13 protein-coding genes and 3 pseudogenes are annotated in these 18,523 nt (G+C 61.3%); 8 read left to right on the top strand and 8 right to left on the bottom strand.

All coding sequences use genetic code 11. The features are described from left to right. Positions 1-47 precede the first annotated feature (47 nt). Both ACVW17_RS35315 and ACVW17_RS35310 read right to left on the bottom strand, forming a co-directional pair. A pseudogene (locus tag ACVW17_RS35315) lies at positions 48-1,077 on the bottom strand (glycosyltransferase family 4 protein). Positions 1,078-1,211: 134 nt separating this feature from the next. Then, complete coding sequence (locus ACVW17_RS35310) at positions 1,212-1,418, bottom strand: hypothetical protein (RefSeq protein ID WP_456798592.1); 207 nt, start codon at positions 1,416-1,418, stop codon at positions 1,212-1,214. Between the two features lie 959 nt (positions 1,419-2,377). Here ACVW17_RS35310 and ACVW17_RS35305 point away from each other — a divergent pair. Next, positions 2,378-2,797, top strand: coding sequence for a hypothetical protein (locus ACVW17_RS35305; RefSeq protein ID WP_456798591.1), 420 nt, complete (start codon positions 2,378-2,380; stop codon positions 2,795-2,797). A gap of 376 nt (positions 2,798-3,173) precedes the next feature. Here ACVW17_RS35305 and ACVW17_RS35300 read toward each other — a convergent pair whose 3' ends face one another. Beyond that, the gene (locus ACVW17_RS35300; RefSeq protein ID WP_456798590.1) at positions 3,174-3,518 is read right to left on the bottom strand and encodes a DUF1236 domain-containing protein; all 345 of its coding nucleotides are present in this window, start codon (positions 3,516-3,518) and stop codon (positions 3,174-3,176) included. A gap of 152 nt (positions 3,519-3,670) precedes the next feature. On the opposite strand from ACVW17_RS35300, the gene ACVW17_RS35295 reads away from it, so the two are divergent. From ACVW17_RS35295 to ACVW17_RS35285, 3 genes and pseudogenes are all read left to right on the top strand, one after another. Next, on the top strand, positions 3,671-5,074 hold the full coding sequence (locus ACVW17_RS35295) for a TAXI family TRAP transporter solute-binding subunit (RefSeq protein WP_456798589.1): 1,404 nt from the start codon (positions 3,671-3,673) through the stop codon (positions 5,072-5,074). Between the two features lie 1,107 nt (positions 5,075-6,181). Then, a pseudogene (locus ACVW17_RS35290) lies at positions 6,182-6,410 on the top strand (DUF3606 domain-containing protein). Positions 6,411-7,114: 704 nt separating this feature from the next. Continuing rightward, on the top strand, positions 7,115-7,423 hold the full coding sequence (locus ACVW17_RS35285) for a hypothetical protein (RefSeq protein WP_456798588.1): 309 nt from the start codon (positions 7,115-7,117) through the stop codon (positions 7,421-7,423). Between the two features lie 429 nt (positions 7,424-7,852). On the opposite strand, the gene ACVW17_RS35280 is transcribed toward ACVW17_RS35285, so the two are convergent. The 5 genes and pseudogenes from ACVW17_RS35280 to ACVW17_RS35260 form a co-directional block, all read right to left on the bottom strand. Continuing rightward, positions 7,853-8,032, bottom strand: a complete 180-nt coding sequence (locus ACVW17_RS35280; protein ID WP_456798587.1) for a hypothetical protein — start codon at positions 8,030-8,032, stop codon at positions 7,853-7,855. Positions 8,033-8,492: 460 nt separating this feature from the next. Then, complete coding sequence (locus ACVW17_RS35275; RefSeq protein WP_456798586.1) at positions 8,493-8,723, bottom strand: hypothetical protein; 231 nt, start codon at positions 8,721-8,723, stop codon at positions 8,493-8,495. Between the two features lie 181 nt (positions 8,724-8,904). Continuing rightward, positions 8,905-9,662 (bottom strand): annotated as a pseudogene (locus ACVW17_RS35270) (IS5 family transposase). A 127-nt stretch (positions 9,663-9,789) separates the two neighbouring features. Continuing rightward, on the bottom strand, positions 9,790-10,428 hold the full coding sequence (locus tag ACVW17_RS35265) for a flavin reductase family protein (protein WP_456798585.1): 639 nt from the start codon (positions 10,426-10,428) through the stop codon (positions 9,790-9,792). A 297-nt stretch (positions 10,429-10,725) separates the two neighbouring features. Beyond that, positions 10,726-10,950, bottom strand: a complete 225-nt coding sequence (locus tag ACVW17_RS35260) for a hypothetical protein (RefSeq protein WP_456798584.1) — start codon at positions 10,948-10,950, stop codon at positions 10,726-10,728. Between ACVW17_RS35260 and ACVW17_RS35255 the strand changes: the two genes are divergently transcribed. The 4 genes from ACVW17_RS35255 (at position 10,951) to ACVW17_RS35240 (ending at position 18,359) form a co-directional block, all read left to right on the top strand. Then, a complete protein-coding gene (locus tag ACVW17_RS35255; protein ID WP_456798583.1) occupies positions 10,951-11,328 on the top strand; it encodes a hypothetical protein in 378 nt (125 codons plus the stop codon). Between the two features lie 255 nt (positions 11,329-11,583). Further along, positions 11,584-11,748, top strand: coding sequence for a hypothetical protein (locus tag ACVW17_RS35250; RefSeq protein WP_456798582.1), 165 nt, complete (start codon positions 11,584-11,586; stop codon positions 11,746-11,748). Positions 11,749-12,985: 1,237 nt separating this feature from the next. Then, on the top strand, positions 12,986-16,138 hold the full coding sequence (locus ACVW17_RS35245) for a DEAD/DEAH box helicase (protein WP_456799009.1): 3,153 nt from the start codon (positions 12,986-12,988) through the stop codon (positions 16,136-16,138). Positions 16,139-16,805: 667 nt separating this feature from the next. Next, the gene (locus tag ACVW17_RS35240) at positions 16,806-18,359 is read left to right on the top strand and encodes a porin (RefSeq protein WP_456798581.1); all 1,554 of its coding nucleotides are present in this window, start codon (positions 16,806-16,808) and stop codon (positions 18,357-18,359) included. The last annotated feature ends 164 nt before the right edge of the window (positions 18,360-18,523 follow it).

The following is an 18,523-nucleotide window of genomic DNA, read 5'->3' as shown; positions in this document are numbered from 1 at the left end:
TCGGGGCTCCAACGCGGAGAGCAGCAGCATCAAGTTCTCGAGCGGCGTCAACTGCGAGCGACCAGCTCGCGATACCGGCTTTCGTATTCCCTCGCCATGCGACTGGCCACGAAACGATCCTCGAAGCGGGCGCGGACCGTTCTTCTGTCCAGCCGCACGGCTTCCTTGATGGCTTCGATCGCCTGCTCCTCGCTTTCCACAATAAAGCCGGTGACTCCGTCCTCCACTATTTCCGGCACCGATCCGGAGCGATAGGCGATCACGGGCGTCCCACAACGCCATGGCCTCGATCATCACCAGGCCGAAGGGCTCGGGCCAATTGATCGGGAACAGCAAGGCGGCGGCACCCGCGAGGAACGGTTGCTTGCGGACTTCGTCTACCTCGCCGATCAGCATGATATTCTCGCCGTCGATCTCATGCTCGAGCTTCTTTTTGAAGTAGACCGTCTCCGCACGAGGAATCTTGGCGGCAATCCGCAGCGGCATCCGGACGGCGCGGGCGATGCGTATTGCATCCTCCGGGCCTTTCTCCGCGGTAAGTCGCCCGAGAAAAGCCAGGTACGAACCCGATTCGTAGGAGGGCCAAAACAGATCCTTGGGTAGTCCGTGCGGAATCGTCGCGATCCAGTGCGCGCCCGGAAGGGGCTGGCGTTGATTGTCCGAAATGGAGACGAATGGGGCCTGCGGAAACGCGCCGACGACGTCGGACAAGCCGGGAAGGTCGAGCCGCCCGTGCATGGTCGTCAGAAACGGCACGCCCGCGCGAGTCAGGACCGGCAGAGGCAACCAGTCGACATGCGAGTGGATCACATCGAATTCGCGTGCGCGCTCGGCGATGGCCTCAATCAGCAGCGCGCAGGCGGCGTTTGAATCGACGCCCTTCCGTCCCAGCCGCAACGCGCGCGGCCAGACAGTATGGAGCTTCCCCGTCGTCCTCGAGTCTCCACTCGCGAACAGGGTGACGTCGTGCCCGAGTTCGACCAGCTGATCCACCAGCCAAGCGATCACCCGCTCCGTGCCACCATACAACCTTGGAGGAACACTCTCGGCCAAGGGGGCAAGCTGGGCGATCCGCATCGATCAGTCACCAAAGACGAACCGCAAGCCGATCACGACGACCGCGGAGATGAGAAAGGGGATCGCGAGCAGCGTCGCCAGGGGCCTTGTGCTCCCCCAAGCTACGCGTACGACGAGCATTTTCATGCTGGTCTTCATTCGTCTCCGGGGAGGCGGGGCAGGTAGGCAATCCCGAAGCCGGCGAGTTCTTCGGTATCGATCTCTCGCTCTTCCCCTCTCCTTTGCAGGTAGCGTTCGAGAAGGCAACGCCGGCTGTCCTGCGGACCAACGTCAGGGTGGCGCGCCCGGTAAACTGTCCAGGCGGTCTCCGCGGCATTCTTCAAGACGACACCGTCGACCATCGTTACGCTCCCGGCGACCGCTCCAGCTTCTGGTAAACTCAAGACGTCAGCAAAGTTTCCTATTTTTCCCGGTCACCCAAAATGAGCCGGAGAATACGTACCCAACACGCTTTGGCGGCCGTATCGCGTGCCGCACGGCCACGCTGCAGGCGCCGGCTTCGGCCAGAGCGCTTGGCGGAAAGAAGCGGGCACATCGCCGGGGGCTGAAGCCGGCGGCTTGCGGGGGGCGCGGCGCTCTCCGTCCGCATCTCGGCGGTCCCGCCTCCATGAACTCGAGCACAGCACGGCCCTTCTCAGTGATGTGCCATCCGTCTTTCAGAAGCTCGACCATGCGAGAGGATGTCGAGTTCGGGCGCGCGAGCGGCGAGGCGCTTAGTCGGTTCGGCCCAGTCGCCCCTTCGTCGCCAGAATCGCCATATCGCGCTTGAAGTCGGCCATGACCGCGAACCCCCTCAGGACACTCACCAGGATTCTTGAGCACAGTGACCTGGAAGCTCTCCCGCGCCTGCCTCTGCCTATCGCCCCCTGTCGGAACGTCGTTAGGGGCCTCGCGTCCCACCTGGTTCTAGCCTCTCGGGCGAGGTTTGGTAGCCGCTTCAGAATCCTTGAGGCCACGTGGGCGCACACTGTGGCTTCATAGCGCGAGACATCTTCGCAGACCTTGTCGATTACGGCGCGCGAGAGTGTGATCGTGGTCCGACTGAACATCGGAAACCGCAATGCAGGAAAAGCCGATTTCTTAAAACTCTCTCCGGTGAATTCAACAAAGTTAACGCGGCCGCATCGGGCAATGGCCATCGAGCGCTTCCGCGGCGCAGCATGAACTGAGCCCCACCTAGAACTTCCTGTTGTGGTGAAAACTCGATGCGCTCCAGTCAAGCTGCGTCGGCGCTGAGCGAAACCATTGCCATTTTTTCCCGTTATTCGCGGGGCGCTCGAACAATATGGAAGGATCCTCGATGAAAAAGATTGCAATATCGGCGCTGATGGTCGGCGCCCTTGGTCTGGCCTCTGTAGCCACGACGGCTCCTGCCGAAGCTCACTGGCGAGGCGGGTGGGGACCAGGGATCGCCGGTGGCTTGGTTGCCGGTGCCGTGATCGGCGGGCTCGCCTCTTCGGCTTACGGCTGGGGACCGGGTTACGGTTACTACAGCGGTCCCGGCTTCTACGGCGCCAGCTATTATGGCGGCCCATACGCCTACGACTACGGGTACGACGTGCCGTATCGCTGGGGCGGCGGCTACAGCACGACCTACTACACGGCGCCCGTCTCCTACGGTTATCGCTATCGCCGAGTCGTCCGCCCGGCCTACGCCTATCACCGCGGCTCTTATCCAGTCGTTCGACACCACTGGCATGGGCATTACCGGCACTGGTGAGAGCTATCGATCCGCACGCAGCGAGGCCGCGCTATGGAAGGCGCGGCCTATTCCTTTGCAGGATCACGGCCAGCATTCTGTCACCCCATCCACCAGCAAATGGCTCGGTCCGCTCGAAGGCGAGACGCCGATCGGAGGTGCCTTTTTGCAGCTTTGCCGAACGCTTCGGATGCGGGCGGGCCGCTCTGGAGCTTCAATCTCGACGCCCGATGCTGCAGGCATTGCGGCCATGGCTTAGCAGCATCCGCGGACGAAGATGAAATGATCGGCATGGACGGCCGCTCGCAGATAAGAAATCAGGTATCGGCGGAGCCTGGATTGGAGCGGCGGGCCGCTTCGTTCAGCGACCCGCCACTGGAGTGACTAGTCGGAGGGACTAGTCGATCTCCTGGACGACCTCTCGGGTCGACGGATCGACCAGCATCACGCGCTCGCCCGAGTAGACATAGCGGTACTTGGTGAGCGAGGGACCCCACTCGGCAGGGACCGCCTCGAGCTCGACTTCGCGCGGCACCGGCTGACCGACGACGATCTTCTCGCGGGTCTCCACGGGACGGACCTTGTGTTCGGTGACGTAAGAGCGGATCTTCGTGCGGTATTCCGGCTCGATCTGCACGGCGGCGGTATGTCCGGTGCCGGTGGTGGTGGTGACGGTGGACTGCGCCATCGCGCCCGTTGAAATCATCGCCACCATCGCAGCTGTCAGTAGAGGCTTGTTCATCTTTCTCTCTCCTCGCCGCCATATGCGGCAGGGTCGAGAACCCTCCAATGATGGCAAGGTTCCGGTTCGTCCGCATGCGTCTGACGGAACATTCAGGTTCGGCGACGGTTCGTCCCAAGTTCCCAGCAGGGACTTGCTTAGGGAGTCCGCTGATGCCACCGTCCGACGCAGTCAGGAGTGCCTCCGATCGACGGCAACGAAGGCTCCTGATCCTGCTGGCTTTGGGATTGATCGTTTTTGGCGCCGCTGCGGCCGCCCTTTTCTATGTCCTGCAGCCCGAGACCCTCCGGATCGCCGTCGGCCCCTCAGGGAGCGACGACCATCAGGTGGTCCAAGCGATGGCGGAGGCCTTCGAAGAGGAAAGCAGGACGGTTAGATTGTCCCCAATCACTACCGCCGGAGCGGCCGAATCCCTTACATTCCTGGGGGCCGGCAAAACCGACCTTGCAATCGGTCGTGGCGACCTCGCCATGCCGTCTGATGCGCAGACGGTGGCCATCCTGCGTAAGAACTACGTCGTCATATGGTCGCCGTCCGCACGCGCGGGCAAGAACTCCAAGAAGAAGGGCGCTGCAAAGATCGGTGAGATCGCCGATCTCGCGGGATACAAGGTCGGCATCATCGGACAGACCGGCGCCAACGTCGCGCTCCTGCGGACAATCCTGGAAGGTTCAGGCGTGCAGCCCGACAAGGTTGCCACGGCCCAATTCGGGACCCAAGAGATCGAAAAGCTTGCGCAGGACAACACGCTGGACGCGTATCTCGCCGTCGGGCCCCTCGACAGCAAGGTCACGGCCGCGGCCATCGCCGCGACGGCCCGATCGCGCGGAGCGCCGAAGTTTCTTCCGATCGAAGCGTCCGAGGCGATCGCCCTGCGGCGTCCACGCTACGAAGCCGAGGAAATCCCCGGCAGCGTCTTCAACGCCAACCCGGCCTGGCCCGAAGACAAGATCGACACCATCAGCGTCAACCATCTCATCCTGGCCAGAAAAGAACTGTCGGAAGCCAAGGCGGCGGCCTTCTATCGGCAGCTTTTCGCCGTTCGCGACACGATCACACAACGTGTCGCCGGTGCGGCGCACATCACAAAGCCGGAGACGGATAAGGAGGCCGAGCCCTCCGTGCACCGGGGCGCCGCAGCAGTCATCAACGGGACCGAGCGGACGTTTCTGGATAAGTACAGCGACTACTTCTGGTTCGCCCTGCTTCTTCTCTCCGGGATCGGTTCGGCCGCCGCCTGGCTCCGGCGCTATCTGAACCGGGACGAACGGGAGGATAACGCCAGTCATCGCAACCGCATTCTCGCCGCGGTTTCGGAAGTTCGCGATGCCAGCTCCGAGCAGGATCTACTGGCATCGCAGCGGGAGGTCGACGCGATCATTGGCGAAACCCTCAAGTGCCACGACGAAGGAGCCATCGAACAGGAGGACATGGTGGTGTTTGGCCTCGTGCTTGAGCTATTCGATCATGCGGTCGCGGAAAGGCGGGCGGCCCTGCAGAGCGGTCTCCCCGATCAAGCGCGGACACAAGGACCGAGTCTCGCCTCTCGCCGATAGCCGCACCTGGCAGGCCAAAACTCATCGTGCAACACCGTCGAAAGCGCCGAGCCGTCGTTCAAGATCGAGAAGACCTCCCGCGGAGGTAGATGCGCGGCGGCTCCCTCCAACATGTCACCCGCATCGACTTTGGCAGCGACCGCCAGGTTGGCATCGACCGTATCGGGCCTCTCGGGGCGAGGAGGCGGCGGAAGCGCCGCTCAGGGCCACCTGGGTGACGGGGTGATCCCCGAGTGTGCGGCTCGGAGTGAGCTGCTGAGCTGTTGAAACACACCGAGCGTGCGGCAAAACCTAAGATCGCTCGTGGCCATCAACCAGGGTCCTTGATCCGATCCCTTCGTTTCGGCGCGATGGCGACGGCCCGCCGATTTCGCTAAGAACTGATCGCCGAGTTCAGATCAGCGCCCAGCGCTCCACATCGTCCCGACCGTGCGCCATGCCGACTATCTCGGCTTCTTGCTTGAAGTCCTGCCGACGAATTGCCCGACGAAGTCGATCAGAGTCTTGGCAAAATCGAGTTCGCACTGGCGGCATTGGAAGACCGATCGATGCGTTCCGAACCGATGGAGATCGCCCGAGGCGCTGTCTTCACTAGTCGATTCAGAAGGATGCCTGTCCGTGGACCGGCGGCGAGAAGCCCGGCGGAGCTCGATCGGCGCAAGATCCGGGCGAGGTTCGAAGAGCACTTCACTTCGGACCGGATGCCAGGAGCCTACGAGAGCCACTACGGACCGCTCGTCGTGAAATCCGCATGGGTTGAGGGATCTCGCACAGACCTTGAGCCTGGACGCGGCCACGCTGGGGGGCGTGCGTAGTTGAGGGACGCGAAGCGCCTCTCGGAGCCAAAGTCAGGCGGACTGCCATGGGCGGCTTTTGACCGCCTCGCGGCATCTTGTCGATCGGTGTCCCAGCGCGGGCGCGATAAAGCCGGGGGACACCGCCTTCGCTCCAATCGCCTCGGGCTTCCTCCGCTGAAACGCCACAACGTAACTCCACAAACAATGAGCTGATCCAAACGGGCACGATCGCAATCGTTCCATCGATCGAGGTCCGCAATTGGAACTGGCGATCTTACTTTGCGTTTCGCTTTCTCAACAGGAGGCCAGAATGGCAAGAAAGGCGAAGAAGCAGACGGCACGTGGCCGCAAGCAGGACAGGGCACGGGTCGTTGGTGGGCAGGACTACGAGGTACGCTATGAGGCGAAAAGATTGGGAAGTCTGCCGCCTCTGTGAAGAAGGCGGTCAAGAAGGTCGCAATAGCCGGACTCGAGTTGAAAGGCGTCTCGGTTCAGCAATGAAAAAGTCTCTAGGCACGACGCGCTCGAGGTCACGCTAACCTGCGCGCGCGAGGGTGCCCATAGCTGTGACTCTGTTTTTTTGCCTACCTGGCATCGAAGCCGCTTTGTGAATCAAAGGCCCAATTAGCGAAAGCAAATGCGTCATCGACGATGGACATCTGAAGAAATCGAGAGACTAAAAGCTATGATTGCGTCTCGGGGGAGTGCTAATCGCATCGCGGTTGCGCTGAAGCGACCGATTAACTCTGTTTTCGAGCGCGCGCGTGCCGTTGGTATGCCACTTTCGACAAAGACCGAAGAACGGAGACGCGTGAGGATCTCGCTCAATCTGAGCGATCCTCGCAAGCGCTAGGCCGCTCAGTTCAATAGTAAACGCTTGGCCCGACACCGGGCATAGCTGGACCGACGTTGTGAACATCGGTTTTAGCCGGGCGGGCGCCCACGACGGGGCAGTCTACTAGGGCCAATCATTTTATCCGCCGCCGCCGTGGATGTAGCGAAGCGCTCCGCGCTAGACCAGCGCGGCAATTTGCAGCGCCGCGACGCCCGAAATGACGAGCACGCAGAGGCTGCTGACAATGAGCATGAGCCAGAATTGATCCATGTTCATCAAATCGGGAGAGAAGCGCATTGTTCCTGAGTAGGGAGCGCTAGGACAATCCGGAAAACACCGGACAGACGCGGCTCACGTAATCTGCAGTTCTGACTAGCATTTCATCACGAAGCAATTTGGGGCGTTCGCATGCCAGCAGGATCATGGTCCGCTAAGGAAGAGCAAAAGCTGTTGCAGTTGAACCGAGAGACCAGCCTGACGCAGCGGGAGATCGCGCAGAAGATCGGCCGTACCGAAGCGGCGGTCGTGGCAAGACTAAGCGGCCTTAGAAAGCGAGTGGCCGAAGAAAAACGAAGTGCCTGCGACGATCGTACTAGGAAAATGCAGAAGCTGATTCACGCATGTGATTTCTGGAACCGCGATGTGATACGATGCTCCGACGACTGGGCAGGCTTTTTCATTGAGATCAATTTTACTGGGTCCCAGAGAGACGCCTAATTATTGCATCGGCGGTTCGGCAAGCATGGGAATGAGAACGGCCCCAGTTAATCTCCTCGCTGGGGCCGCTTCTTGTCGGCTGGGTTAGTTTCGATTTGGCGACAAGCTCGCGCAATCTAGCTCTGGCGCGCCTAGTAGACGTATCGCTTCTTTGACCCTTAGTGGCGGCCATATCCGTGACAATCCCGCAGACGACGACAGCCATTCGGTCATGCTCGCGCCAGCCTCAGCCCTGGCGCGCCAGTTTCCGCAGCGATACCCGGGGCGAGCATCGCGGCCTGATCGCGTAGCTCTTTGGCCCGCTTGATAAGGCGTTTTTTAAGCAAATTGGTTTGCTTTACGCGACGGCGTACTTGCCCCATGCATTTCCCCTCCGAGCTAGGTTCCTGCGCGGAACGGGATGTAAGTTCGGTGTAAGCCGGAGGTTCCTCAATCTTTGGATCGAAACCCATTCATAGTGCGCTCGACCTCATGGGCCAACAGCCGATGATGTTCGGCCAGTTTGGCGAACAGCTCTTTCTTCGTGGGGTTGGTCGCCAGCCTGCTAATTAGCTCGCACTCTTCCGCTTCGACACGAAGCTTCTCCAAGTGCGCTCTCATATCCTGCATTGATCCCTCCCGCCCTTCGATCGTGGCGTGCGGAGCCAATCTTAGCGTGCACCCCGTGAGATCGGAACTCCGTTCACCCCCGGTGAACCCCCGGTGATCCCTTTTCACTGTGGAATGAGAACGAATCGGGGGTGATCACAATCTATGTGCCTAGAAGAATGAATATGCCGCTCGGTGATTCTATGCGCCGGCCAAGCTTCGGTGTCCGTTCACTCAACCGAGTTGGGACATTCGAAAATCAACTTAAGGCACGAGGGGCAGTACCCGAACGGCCCCTTTTATTCTGCGGGCGGGCGAACGGCTCTGCTGGACCGTTCCAGGATCCGGACAGCGCCACCGAGGCCCCGCGTGGGGTCCTCAAGGCCTCACCTTGCATTTGGGGCGCCCCGCAAACGTTCTGTTCTCGTGGTATTCGAGCCAGTCGGTGCTCCGCGGCAAACGCTGCAATGAATCCTGTCGCTCACCAATCGAATCGGACCGAGTACCGTTGCTTCAGCCTCAGTTCGGTGGTCTTTGCCGAGATGAGGACCTGCGCTTGATCAGCGCCATCACGCATGACGGGCACCAAAGTCCAATCAGTACCGGAGGGGATGATTTCGACGTGGCAGACATGCTCTCCGTCCGGCAGACTGCGCAGCTCGCGCAGAGCGATGAGCTCAAGATCTTTGGCGCATGCCATTGTGATGGGCACGGGAGTACTCCTGGCCTTTCATGCCGAATGAACTCGGGCTGCCCCGTGCTGTTCCTTTCGATACCCTGACGCAGGCGTCTGGCCAGCCGGATGGCGCTGCGATCCTGCAAAGGATCTGGCGGAGCAGGCCAAGGAATCCTATGCGAGCCAGCACACAATCTTGACGTCGGAGAACGTCGTTCTAGGACGCGGGCTCATAAAGACGCAACCATAGCCTGATTGACGCGAGCTGAACGAAGGCAAGGTAGTTGGCGGCCAGCCTGTCGTAGCGCGTAGCCACGCGACGACATTGTTTGATCCTGTTGAAGAACCGCTCGACCTGGTTGCGAGCACGATAGAGATAGGGGCTGAAGCAGATCGGATCGCCGCGATTGCTTTTCGGCGGGATGTTGGCCCACGCGCCCTTCCTCATGGCAAGTTCCCTGATCCAGTCCGCGTCATAGCCACGGTCGGCAAGCAGCATTGACCCGGATTTCAGACGAGACAGCAGTTTTCCGGCAAGTCGAACGTCATGGGCTTCACCCGGGCTCAGCGCCAGCCTTATTGGCAGACCATTGCCATCGACCACCGCATGGATTTTGCTCGTCAACCCGCCGCGGGACCTTCCCATCGATTGGCGCTGATTCCTAGTGATGCAGGCTCCATGCTGATGCACGCGGACAATGGAGGTGTCGATCATCTGAACAGCGGCATCATGAGCAGCGGCAAGCGCTTCTATGATGCGGCCCCAAACACCGGCCCGCCGCCACCTGACTGGTTGTAGCAAGTGGTGTATGGGCCAAACGCCGTTGGCAGATCACGCCAAGGTGCTCCTGATCGGAGGACCCAGAAGATGCCATTCAGGACCCGTCTGTCATTCACCCGACGAACGCCACGCGGCTTGTTCGGTAGCATCGGCTTGATGGCATTCCATTCATGGTCCGCGAGTTCGTAGCGCATAATTCGAGCCTCCAGTTCAGGAGTTTGAATCACGGCAGTCGGGCCAGGCGCAACGCTTCTGGCCCGGCCCGGTTCAACGCTCACGGGGTAGAAGCGGACATCAAATAACGGACTTCAAATGGCCCTCCTAAGCCTTGCCTTCCTTGATCCACTGCGCCCAAGTGGGACGCACCATCTCAAATCGATCCGCGGTCGAACAATACCATCGTGCCGCATGCATAGCCCCAAATAGGTCGAGCTTCGGTGCGTCGATGACGCCATGAGCCGCATCCAACACGAGATCATCGGAAACAAACGCGGTGACGACCTCTCCGAATAGAACTGCCTGATCGGAGTTGAATGACAACGAAGTCGACAGTCGGCACTCGAATGCCACGGGGCTCTTCGCAATCCGCGGCGGCTTTACCGATGTCGAACGCGTGGACTCAAGCTTGGCAAGCGCCAATTCGTTGGTCCCCGGAGGGGCATCAACGTTCGTGATGTTCATGGCCTTGGCCAATGACCGCGGCACCAAGTTTACAACAAACTCCCGTGTCGCGAAGACATTGGCGGCTGTGTCCTTGAGCCGTCGCTCTGGATGGGGCAATACGGCAATCATAATGACCGGTGGATCGTGGCTGACTACATTAAACAGGCTGTACGGCGCAGCATTGAGAGCGCCGTCGGTCGAAAGCGTCGTCACAATCGTGATAGGTCGCGGAAGCACCGTGCCAAGGAGAAGTTCGTAACGATCCATCGGCTTCATGGCTTGGAAGTCAAACTGCATCGCGACCGCTCCCATCTCACGTCATGCGCAGCCACAATCGCGAAGGTGCTATGGGCCACGGCGCCACTATATAGCATCTTGCCGCACTAACTTGGCCGCTGTCGGGGCATAGCGGACATTGCCTTCACCGCATCATGCCGCTGTGTTGATAGGTACACGGCCTAGAATACTGCCAGCGCGCCGTTTTTCTGCATCGATCTCGCGGACCTGGGATGAGGTCGAGAATCCGCCGGCATGTCTGCGACGGCCGCACGACGGCCGGTCTTCAGCCCTGATCCTCTCGACTTGGCCGGCGCCCTAATCGGCGTCGATTGTCTTCGCGTTCGATGAACGTGGAACGGGTGCCGCTTTTTTTCTTAGTGGTTTCTGTCCCGGTGGTCTCGGCTCCGTTTTTTCCAGCTCTGCCTCAAATCGCTTTTGCCGCGATCGGGCAATCAGGCCGGCAAGCACCATCACGAAACCTGTAGCGATCATCGCATAGGGGGCCAAGTTCTTCAGCGAGACCGCAACCAATTCGTTCACTTGAAGCTCCGCGCCATCGCGGATGCGACCCTGATCCAGTGCAGGAAGCGCTCGCCGCGGCAGAGGACGAGGTCGCCGGGCGACGCGAAGTCTGTTTCATTTTCCCTCGTGCCGGTGCTGCTGGAGGACGAGGTGCCCGTTAATGAATTCGGCCTGCCCCTTGGTAAGTTTCTCGGCGATATTGCCGTCCTTGAGAAGAGCGGGGCCCTTTCGTTCTCGGTCATCGACCATCCAGCCAGTAGTTCCCATTCGAACGAGGAACCGGGCCTGCATAGGCAGTTCAGCGAAATTCACTGGGTACATCAATTGACACACGCAATCTGCACATTGGAGCATTTGGCGAGCGCCGCGGTCATTTCACTATGTGAATCGCAGTAGTCGATTTTAAGCGAACTAATTACCCGTTACGGCAACAACGCTGACGTGCATACTTAAATGCGGTCGCCCGCCAAGCGGCGCAGGCTAAAGCGAATGTTCGATCAGATTGACGTTGTTGAATACGTAGGTGCTCGGCTTCGCGTTGATGGAATCGCCGTGAGCGCGGCCTTTTTCCTCCTCATGTCCTAAAGCCAGCCAAGGGGAGGCCGTTTCTTATCAGGCGAATTGGTCGCTCGTAGCGTGCAGGAAGACGCCATGGAAGACATGGTATCGAGCGTGAAGAAGCTTCGCGCTGAAGCCGATCTGGCGCACCAGATCGCTATGAGCGCTACAGCCGATAAAAAGCGCGAGCTATACGAACGCCTGGCGGCTCACTTCAGGCAAGTGGCTGTCGAGATTGAAAAGGCGATAAGCGACTAGGCAAGTGAATAGAAGAAAACCCCGACCTTGCTAAAGACGGGACGCAGCATGGTCCGTTGGGATTCGCCAGAGTTTTGTTGGTTGCCTGGCCGCAACAGCCGATGCCGGCCGCGGCACTGCAGCGGCGAGGGCCCGGGGTAGGGGACTTCGAGCCCTCGCCTTTCTGGTAGGGGCCCGGCCTTGGAGGAGCCGGGCAGGTGCTATCCCCAGCTTCTTCGGGCTCCCCGTCAAGAACTCGAAAGGATTACGCGAACAGGTCTTTCCCAGGCGGAAGCATCCTCACGAACGTGCCGCTCTCGTGATACTCGAGCCCACCTTGGCCGATCGCGTCCTGAAGCACAGCCCAACATTCAGCAGGCGTCGCCTTGTCTTGGTAGAGCATTGGGTGTTGATCCTCTCGATTTAGGTCGGGGTGATCTTGGGCTCGGCCATTGGCGGCGGCTTGCGAAACGGCGCCACGACGCCATCAGCGGGCGCGTATCACCGGTAGTCGGGCAAGGCCGCTGCCAATCGGGGCGGTGGATGACCGTGAGCCCTCAGGCGTCTTGCCGCAGACAGCGCGCGAAGCAAGGGGTGGCCCAATTGTGCAGTGCTCGTTCTATGGAGGTTGATGAATGTTGATAATCTCCGATTATCGGAACTGAAAACCGCAAGCGGCGAGATGGACACATGCCCGGCCTTGGAATCCAGGCTATTCCTGAGGAGACATGAATGGATATTGGCTGCTGTCTAGGACAGTCTAAGAATTGCTTGGGCAATTCTTAGACGGGGAGCATCTATGCCTTGACCATCCTGCTAATGGGGACATTCTGAACTACTGTCTAACCTATTGATCTGATTGGGGCCGAAAACTGCGCAGAATTCAGAATGGCCCTTGATATTTCAGCGAGTCCTGCCTGATTTTGATTCCGCCATTCGGAGGTTCGATCCCTCCCGCCCCAGCCAGCAAACAAGCTATTGATTCAGATGGAAGAATCGATTTCTCCCGATCTCGCCCCGGCGGGCATTTCGGGGGTCGGATCGGGCCTTCTGTCGGAAACCTGTGCCGCTTTGGTCTCCATGCCAGGGGCGGCAGGCCCCGAGTCGCCCCGAAATGCTTGTCATCAGGCACTCGGACTTTCGACATAACGATGGATGTGACGTGGCGAAGACCAGGAAGACTCGCGCTGCTGCTGGCGTGAGCAAGAAAAGCAGGGGAGCGGCGCGCTCCGGGATCTCATCGTCCTCGCCGCTCGGCATGCTGGCGCTGCATCTGCTGGAGCAATGGAAGAAGTCCGGCCGTGACGGCATCGTGTTCCTTGCGGACAGCGAGAACAGGGCGGAACGTCTCGGCAGCGTGCTGCATTCGCTCGATCCTTCGCTCGAGGTGCTGGTATTCCCGCGGCTGAACACCCTGCCGTTCGATGGGCTGGAACCGTCGCGCGAGATCGCCGGCAGACGAAGTTCGGTGTTGCGGCGTCTTGCGAAGAGCAGGAAGCCGGTGTTCCTGGTGTCGACGGCGGAAGCGATCATGGAGCGGCTGCCGCTGCCGGCGAGCTGGGCCCGCCTCAGCATCAGCCTGAAGGTCGGCGCCGTTTATTCCGAGCAGGATCTCAAGGATCGCCTGGAAGCGCTCGGATACGATCTCGACGAAGAGGCGGATTATCCGGGAAGTGTCCTGTTTCACGGCATGACGTTCGAGGTGTTTCCCGCCGGCGCGCTGGGGCCGTTCAGGATCGAGCATTCCGCCGGCGTGATCCGCCGCATCGCCGGCGTCGATCCGGACGAGCACGACGTCGTCTTCGACACGCAGGAGCTGCTGATCGATCCGATGTCCGAACGGATCGCGCTGGGCGGCAAGCGGATACAGCGCGCGGCGCTGCCGGATTATTGTCAGCGCGCGCGCTGGATCGCGGATGCCGCGGTGTCGGGTCATGCCGATAGCTGGCTCGGCACGATCAAGGAGGCGGCCGGCCGCCGCGACGTCGAACGCGAATATCTCGGGCTTGCCGACTGGAAGCGGCTCGCCAAACGCATGAGCGTGCTGCCGCGAAAGGCGGCGTTCACGGCGACGCCCGATTTCTCGAAGCTCGCCTCGTCGCGGAAGGCGCTCCGCGTCTTCGTTGCCGACACCGAGCGCGCCGGGTCGCGGCTGCTGTTCGTCGCGGCGGTCGAGGACGACCTGCGCGCGATGGAGCGCATGAGCGGGATCAAGGCGGAACGCTGCGCCGACTGGAACGAGGCGGCGAAGGGACGGGGCGGCGAAGCGGCCTTGCTGGCCGACTTCGACACCGGCTTCATCGGTTCCGGCCGCAAGCCGCTGGTCGTCGTGACGGCGACCGACGTGCTCGGCAGCCGGGCGCATCATCCGCAGCCGATGGCCAAGGCCTGGGCTGCAGCCTTCGATCATCCCGACGTGCCGGAGCGCGGCGCGGTCGTGGTTCATTTGCAGCGCGGGCTCGCCGTGCTCGACGGCTTGCAGACCTTCGACATGGGCGAGGAATCGGGCAAAGAATCGGGCAAGGGATCATCGCGCGAGATGGTCAGGCTGGCATTCGCGGGCGATGACGCCGTGCTGGTCCCGCCGGCCGATCTTGCGCTGATCTGGCCGTATGCCGCGGAGCTCGGCAGGCTGACATTGGACAAGGCCGATGGCAGCACGTGGTGGGCGCGGCGGACCAAGGCGGAGCAGGAAATCCAGATTGCCGCCAAGGCGCTCGCCAGGCACATCGCGCAGCGGCGCCGCCGTCGCGCGCAGAGGCTGGTCGCTCCCGGCCCCGCCTATGAGCGGTTCGTCGCGCGCTTTCCGTATTTCACGACAGTCGATCAGGCGAAGGCGATTCGCGACGTGCTCGATGATCTCGCCTCGGGGCATCCGATGGATCGGGTGGTCTGCGGCGACGTCGGATTTGGCAAGACCGAGGTTGCGTTGCGCGCGGCGGCGGCCGTTGCGCTGTCGGGCAAGCAGGTTGCCATCGTCGTGCCGACCACCGTGCTTGCCAGGCAGCACGTCGCAACGTTCCGCAAACGGTTCGCGCCGCTTGGCATCGAGGTCGGAAGCCTGTCGCGCGCGACCTCCGCGCAGGACATGCGAGAGACCAAGGAGGGCCTGCGCAGCGGCAAGATGAAGGTCGTGGTCGGCACCCAGGCGATCGCGTCGAAGGACGTGAAGTTCGCCAAGCTCAGTCTGGTCATTGTCGACGAAGAGCAGCATTTCGGCGCCGCGGAGAAGGCGAAGCTGTCGGGCCTCGCAAAGGGCGTCCATACGCTCTGGATGAGCGCCACGCCGATCCCGCGCACGCTTGCGGCGGGGCTTGCGGGATTCAGGGAGCTCAGCGTGATCGCATCGCCGCCGGTTCATCGGCTGCCGGTCGTGACCAAGATCGCGCCGCTCTCGGACGCTGCCATTGCAGCCGCTTTGCTGCGCGAGCAGCGGCGTCACGGGCAAAGCTTCCTGATCTGTCCGCGCATCCAGGATCTGGAGCCGATGCTGGCGCGCGTGCAGGCGACAGCTCCGGAGCTCCGCATCGTTTGCCTGCACGGCAAGCTGCCCGCCGACGAACTCGACGACCGCATGATGAGCTTCGTCGAAGGCGAGGCGGACGTCCTGCTCGCAACCAACATCGTCGAAAGCGGTCTCGACATCCCCCGGGCGAACACCATCGTGGTGTGCTGGCCGGAGAAGTTTGGCCTGGCGCAACTGCACCAGCTCAGAGGGCGGGTGGGCCGCGGCGGCACGCGTGCCTTCGCCTATATGCTGACCGAATCCAGTTCGGAGCAATCCGGCAAGCGCCTCGCGGTTCTGGAGGAGTTCAGCAGACCGGGCGCAGGCTTCGCCATCAGCGAGCGCGATCTGGATCTCAGAGGTGCCGGCGATCTGCTGTCCGAGCGGCAGTCCGGCCATGTGCAGGTGTTCGGGCCGGTGCTCTACAGCCACCTTCTCAAACAGGCCTCGGAGAAGACCAGCGACCGGGCCGCCGATCTATGGGTGCCCGATCTCAACCTTCCGCTCGCCGATCTCCTGCCCCGGAGCTACGTGCAATCGGAAGCCATGCGGCTTGAAATCTACGGCCGCGCCGCCAGGTGCCGGAACGAAGACGACCTGGAGGATCTGGAGGAAGAGACCTCGCGCCGGTTCGGCAAGCTGCCCGCCGCCGGCCGGGACTTCTTCGCGGCGGCCAGACTCAGGATCGATTGCAAGCGGCGCGGGATCGTGCGGCTCGACGTCGGGCCTGAGGCTGTCGCCGCGACGTTCCTGCCGGGAAGGCTGCCGAAATCCAAGGCACGATCCAAGGCACATTCCAAGGCACGTTCGCTCCAGCGGGACGGCGATCGCGTCTTCTACTCGGGCAACACGAATGAGCCGCCTTTCGAGCGGATCGAAGATCTGCTGGATATTCTGGACGACTGATACGCCCGGCGCCTTCGTCCGACTCACGCGGGCTGACATCTCACTGACATCGAGCTTCGCTACTGGACAGCTCGCGTGATCCGTCCGCCCTCGTTTGGCCTGCTCCGAGCAATCGGAATGCCCCCTTCCAGGTCCGAGTCGGCGGTATCCGAGGCAGGTTATCTCGTTCAGATGCCGGCTATTTTTGAGCCAAAATAATGAGCAAGGCGGCGGAATCAGCCGTCTCCAAATCGGTGCTAGCCGCCGCTTGCTCCGTAGGATTACGCGTTTTGCACACCGTTCCGCCCGGTGTTGCCCAAACTTGTGCCCGCCAACGGTAACTTAAATATTCCTTTTTGGAATCAGCCGCTTGTCCGGACGCCGCTGTTCAAATGCCCGTGATATTTGTGCAACATTTGCCCGAAAACAGCCGCAACTCATCCCAAACTCAGCGGTCTTTTGTTGCGTGATCGGGGGCCTTCTGTCTCATATGGAACTGCGACGGAGGGGGGCATCCCAAGGTCGTCCCGTTTTAGGTGGTTCGCTTAAGTCCCTCGCGTTCATGCGGGTGTGTCCGAAGGCGCGAAGCGACTGAGCGGGGTTTAAGGGACAAAGGGAACCAACCTGAGGGTGTTTTACCCGGCGGATCCGGAACCTTCCCTGAGATAGAGCAACTTGGAGGTTTAACATGAAGATGGTTAAGAGCCTTATCCTCGGCTCGGCGGCGGCTCTCGTCGCGGTCGGCGGAGCTCAGGCGGCCGATCTTCCCGTCAAGGCCAAAGCGGTCGAGTACGTGAAGGTTTGCTCCCTGTATGGTCCCGGTTTCTACTACATCCCGGGCACCGATACCTGTATCAAGCTGGGCGGCTACCTGCGTGTCGACGTCGTGGCGAACACCAACTCGGACCACACCGGTAACTACGGTGGTGCGGGCGGTGCGGGCAACCGTTTCACCAACGGCTACACCTGGCGCTCCCGTGAAGACCTGAACATCGATACGCGCACCGCGACCGAATACGGCGTGGTCCGCACCTTCTTCGATGCGACCTTCAACTGGACCTCGGACAGCTACGCGGGTCAGGGCAACGGTTCGTCCGTCTACTCGGCGATCGGCACCGTCTCGGCTCCGAACAACGCCAACGGCGCTGCGGTTGCGGCCGGTACGGTCGGCGTCTACTACGCCTTCATCCAGTTCGCCGGCTTCACCATCGGTAAGGCGGTCTCGCAGTTCGCTGCTCCGTGGACCAACTACCCGGCCGGCAACACCTTCGACGGTCTCGTCGGCGGCAACAGCACGGTCACCGGTGTGAACCAGTTCAGCTACACCGCGCAGTTCGGCAACGGCGTGTCGCTGTCTCTGTCGGCTCAGGACCAGGTTGCCTACACCCAGGCTGGCGTGCTCAACCTCGGTGCGGCTCCGGGCGCACTCGGTCCGTACGGCACCAGCGACTATGCCGGCACGATCGCTCCGGACCTGATCGCGGCTCTCCGCGTCGACCAGGCTTGGGGTCTGTTCCAGGCGTCGTTCGCGGCGCATGACAACCACGCGGCCTACTACGGCGGCACCGAGTTGACCGGCCATCCCGACGACAAGTGGGGCTGGGCTGGTGCGTTGGCCCTGTCGATCAAGAACATCCCGACCGGACCCGGCGACACCATCAACATCCAGGGCGTCTACACCAACGGTGCGACCCGGTATAACCTGCAAGAGCTCTCGGGCACTTCCGCCTTTACCGCGTTCAGCGGCACCGGCGTTCCCGGCGCCTACCAGAGCATCGGCTTCGGCTTTGCGCCCGACTCGGTGTTCATCAACGGTGGCTCGCAGCAGCTGATTACGACCTACGGCTTCCGTGGTGCGTACATCCACAACTGGAACCCCTACTGGAACACCAGCATCTACGGTGCTTGGGCCCAGGTTAACTACAACAGCACTGCCAAGAGCTACATCTGCGGCCCGACCGGCAATGGTGTTGGCGGCTCGTTCGGCGCCACCTTCGGCACCGCCGGCCTGACCTCGTGCAACCCGAACTACAGCGTTGCGCAGCTCGGTACCCAGACCCAGTGGACCCCGGTGAAGAACCTGACCTTCTCGGCAGATTTCACCTACACCCGCCTGGATCAGAGCTATGCCGGCACGATCACCTATCCCGGCAGCGCCGCGATCGGCAAGCCGGCCGGCGTGTACGAGCTGAAGGATCAGAACACCTACCTGTTCGCCCTCCGCGCTCAGCGCAACTGGTAATACCGGTTGATCCGACTGTGATCTAACAGAGCCCCCGGCGCCAAAACGCCGGGGGTTTTGCTTTGTGCGGCCAGAGCGTTTTCGAGCGAAGCTTGTCCCGGACTTGATCCGGGATGGACACCGGTTCGCGTGAAGAAAACGCGTCAAGCAGGAATCCAGAGCTT

Source organism: Bradyrhizobium sp. USDA 4473 (assembly GCF_054063335.1).
Note: the sequence above shows the minus strand (reverse complement) of the source record. Positions and strands in the feature narration are given on the sequence as shown.

Excerpts from the sequence above, each read along its gene's own strand:
- ACVW17_RS35295 (WP_456798589.1), top strand. The coding sequence starts at position 3,671 with ATGCCACCGTCCGACGCAGTCAGGAGTGCCTCCGATCGACGGCAACGA.
- ACVW17_RS35250 (WP_456798582.1), top strand. The coding sequence starts at position 11,584 with ATGGAAGACATGGTATCGAGCGTGAAGAAGCTTCGCGCTGAAGCCGAT.
- ACVW17_RS35305 (WP_456798591.1), top strand. The coding sequence starts at position 2,378 with ATGAAAAAGATTGCAATATCGGCGCTGATGGTCGGCGCCCTTGGTCTG.
- ACVW17_RS35265 (WP_456798585.1), bottom strand. The coding sequence starts at position 10,428 with ATGCAGTTTGACTTCCAAGCCATGAAGCCGATGGATCGTTACGAACTT.
- ACVW17_RS35280 (WP_456798587.1), bottom strand. The coding sequence starts at position 8,032 with ATGCAGGATATGAGAGCGCACTTGGAGAAGCTTCGTGTCGAAGCGGAA.
- ACVW17_RS35245 (WP_456799009.1), top strand. The coding sequence starts at position 12,986 with ATGCTGGCGCTGCATCTGCTGGAGCAATGGAAGAAGTCCGGCCGTGAC.
- ACVW17_RS35300 (WP_456798590.1), bottom strand. The coding sequence starts at position 3,518 with ATGAACAAGCCTCTACTGACAGCTGCGATGGTGGCGATGATTTCAACG.
- ACVW17_RS35285 (WP_456798588.1), top strand. The coding sequence starts at position 7,115 with ATGCCAGCAGGATCATGGTCCGCTAAGGAAGAGCAAAAGCTGTTGCAG.
- ACVW17_RS35310 (WP_456798592.1), bottom strand. The coding sequence starts at position 1,418 with ATGGTCGACGGTGTCGTCTTGAAGAATGCCGCGGAGACCGCCTGGACA.
- ACVW17_RS35240 (WP_456798581.1), top strand. The coding sequence starts at position 16,806 with ATGAAGATGGTTAAGAGCCTTATCCTCGGCTCGGCGGCGGCTCTCGTC.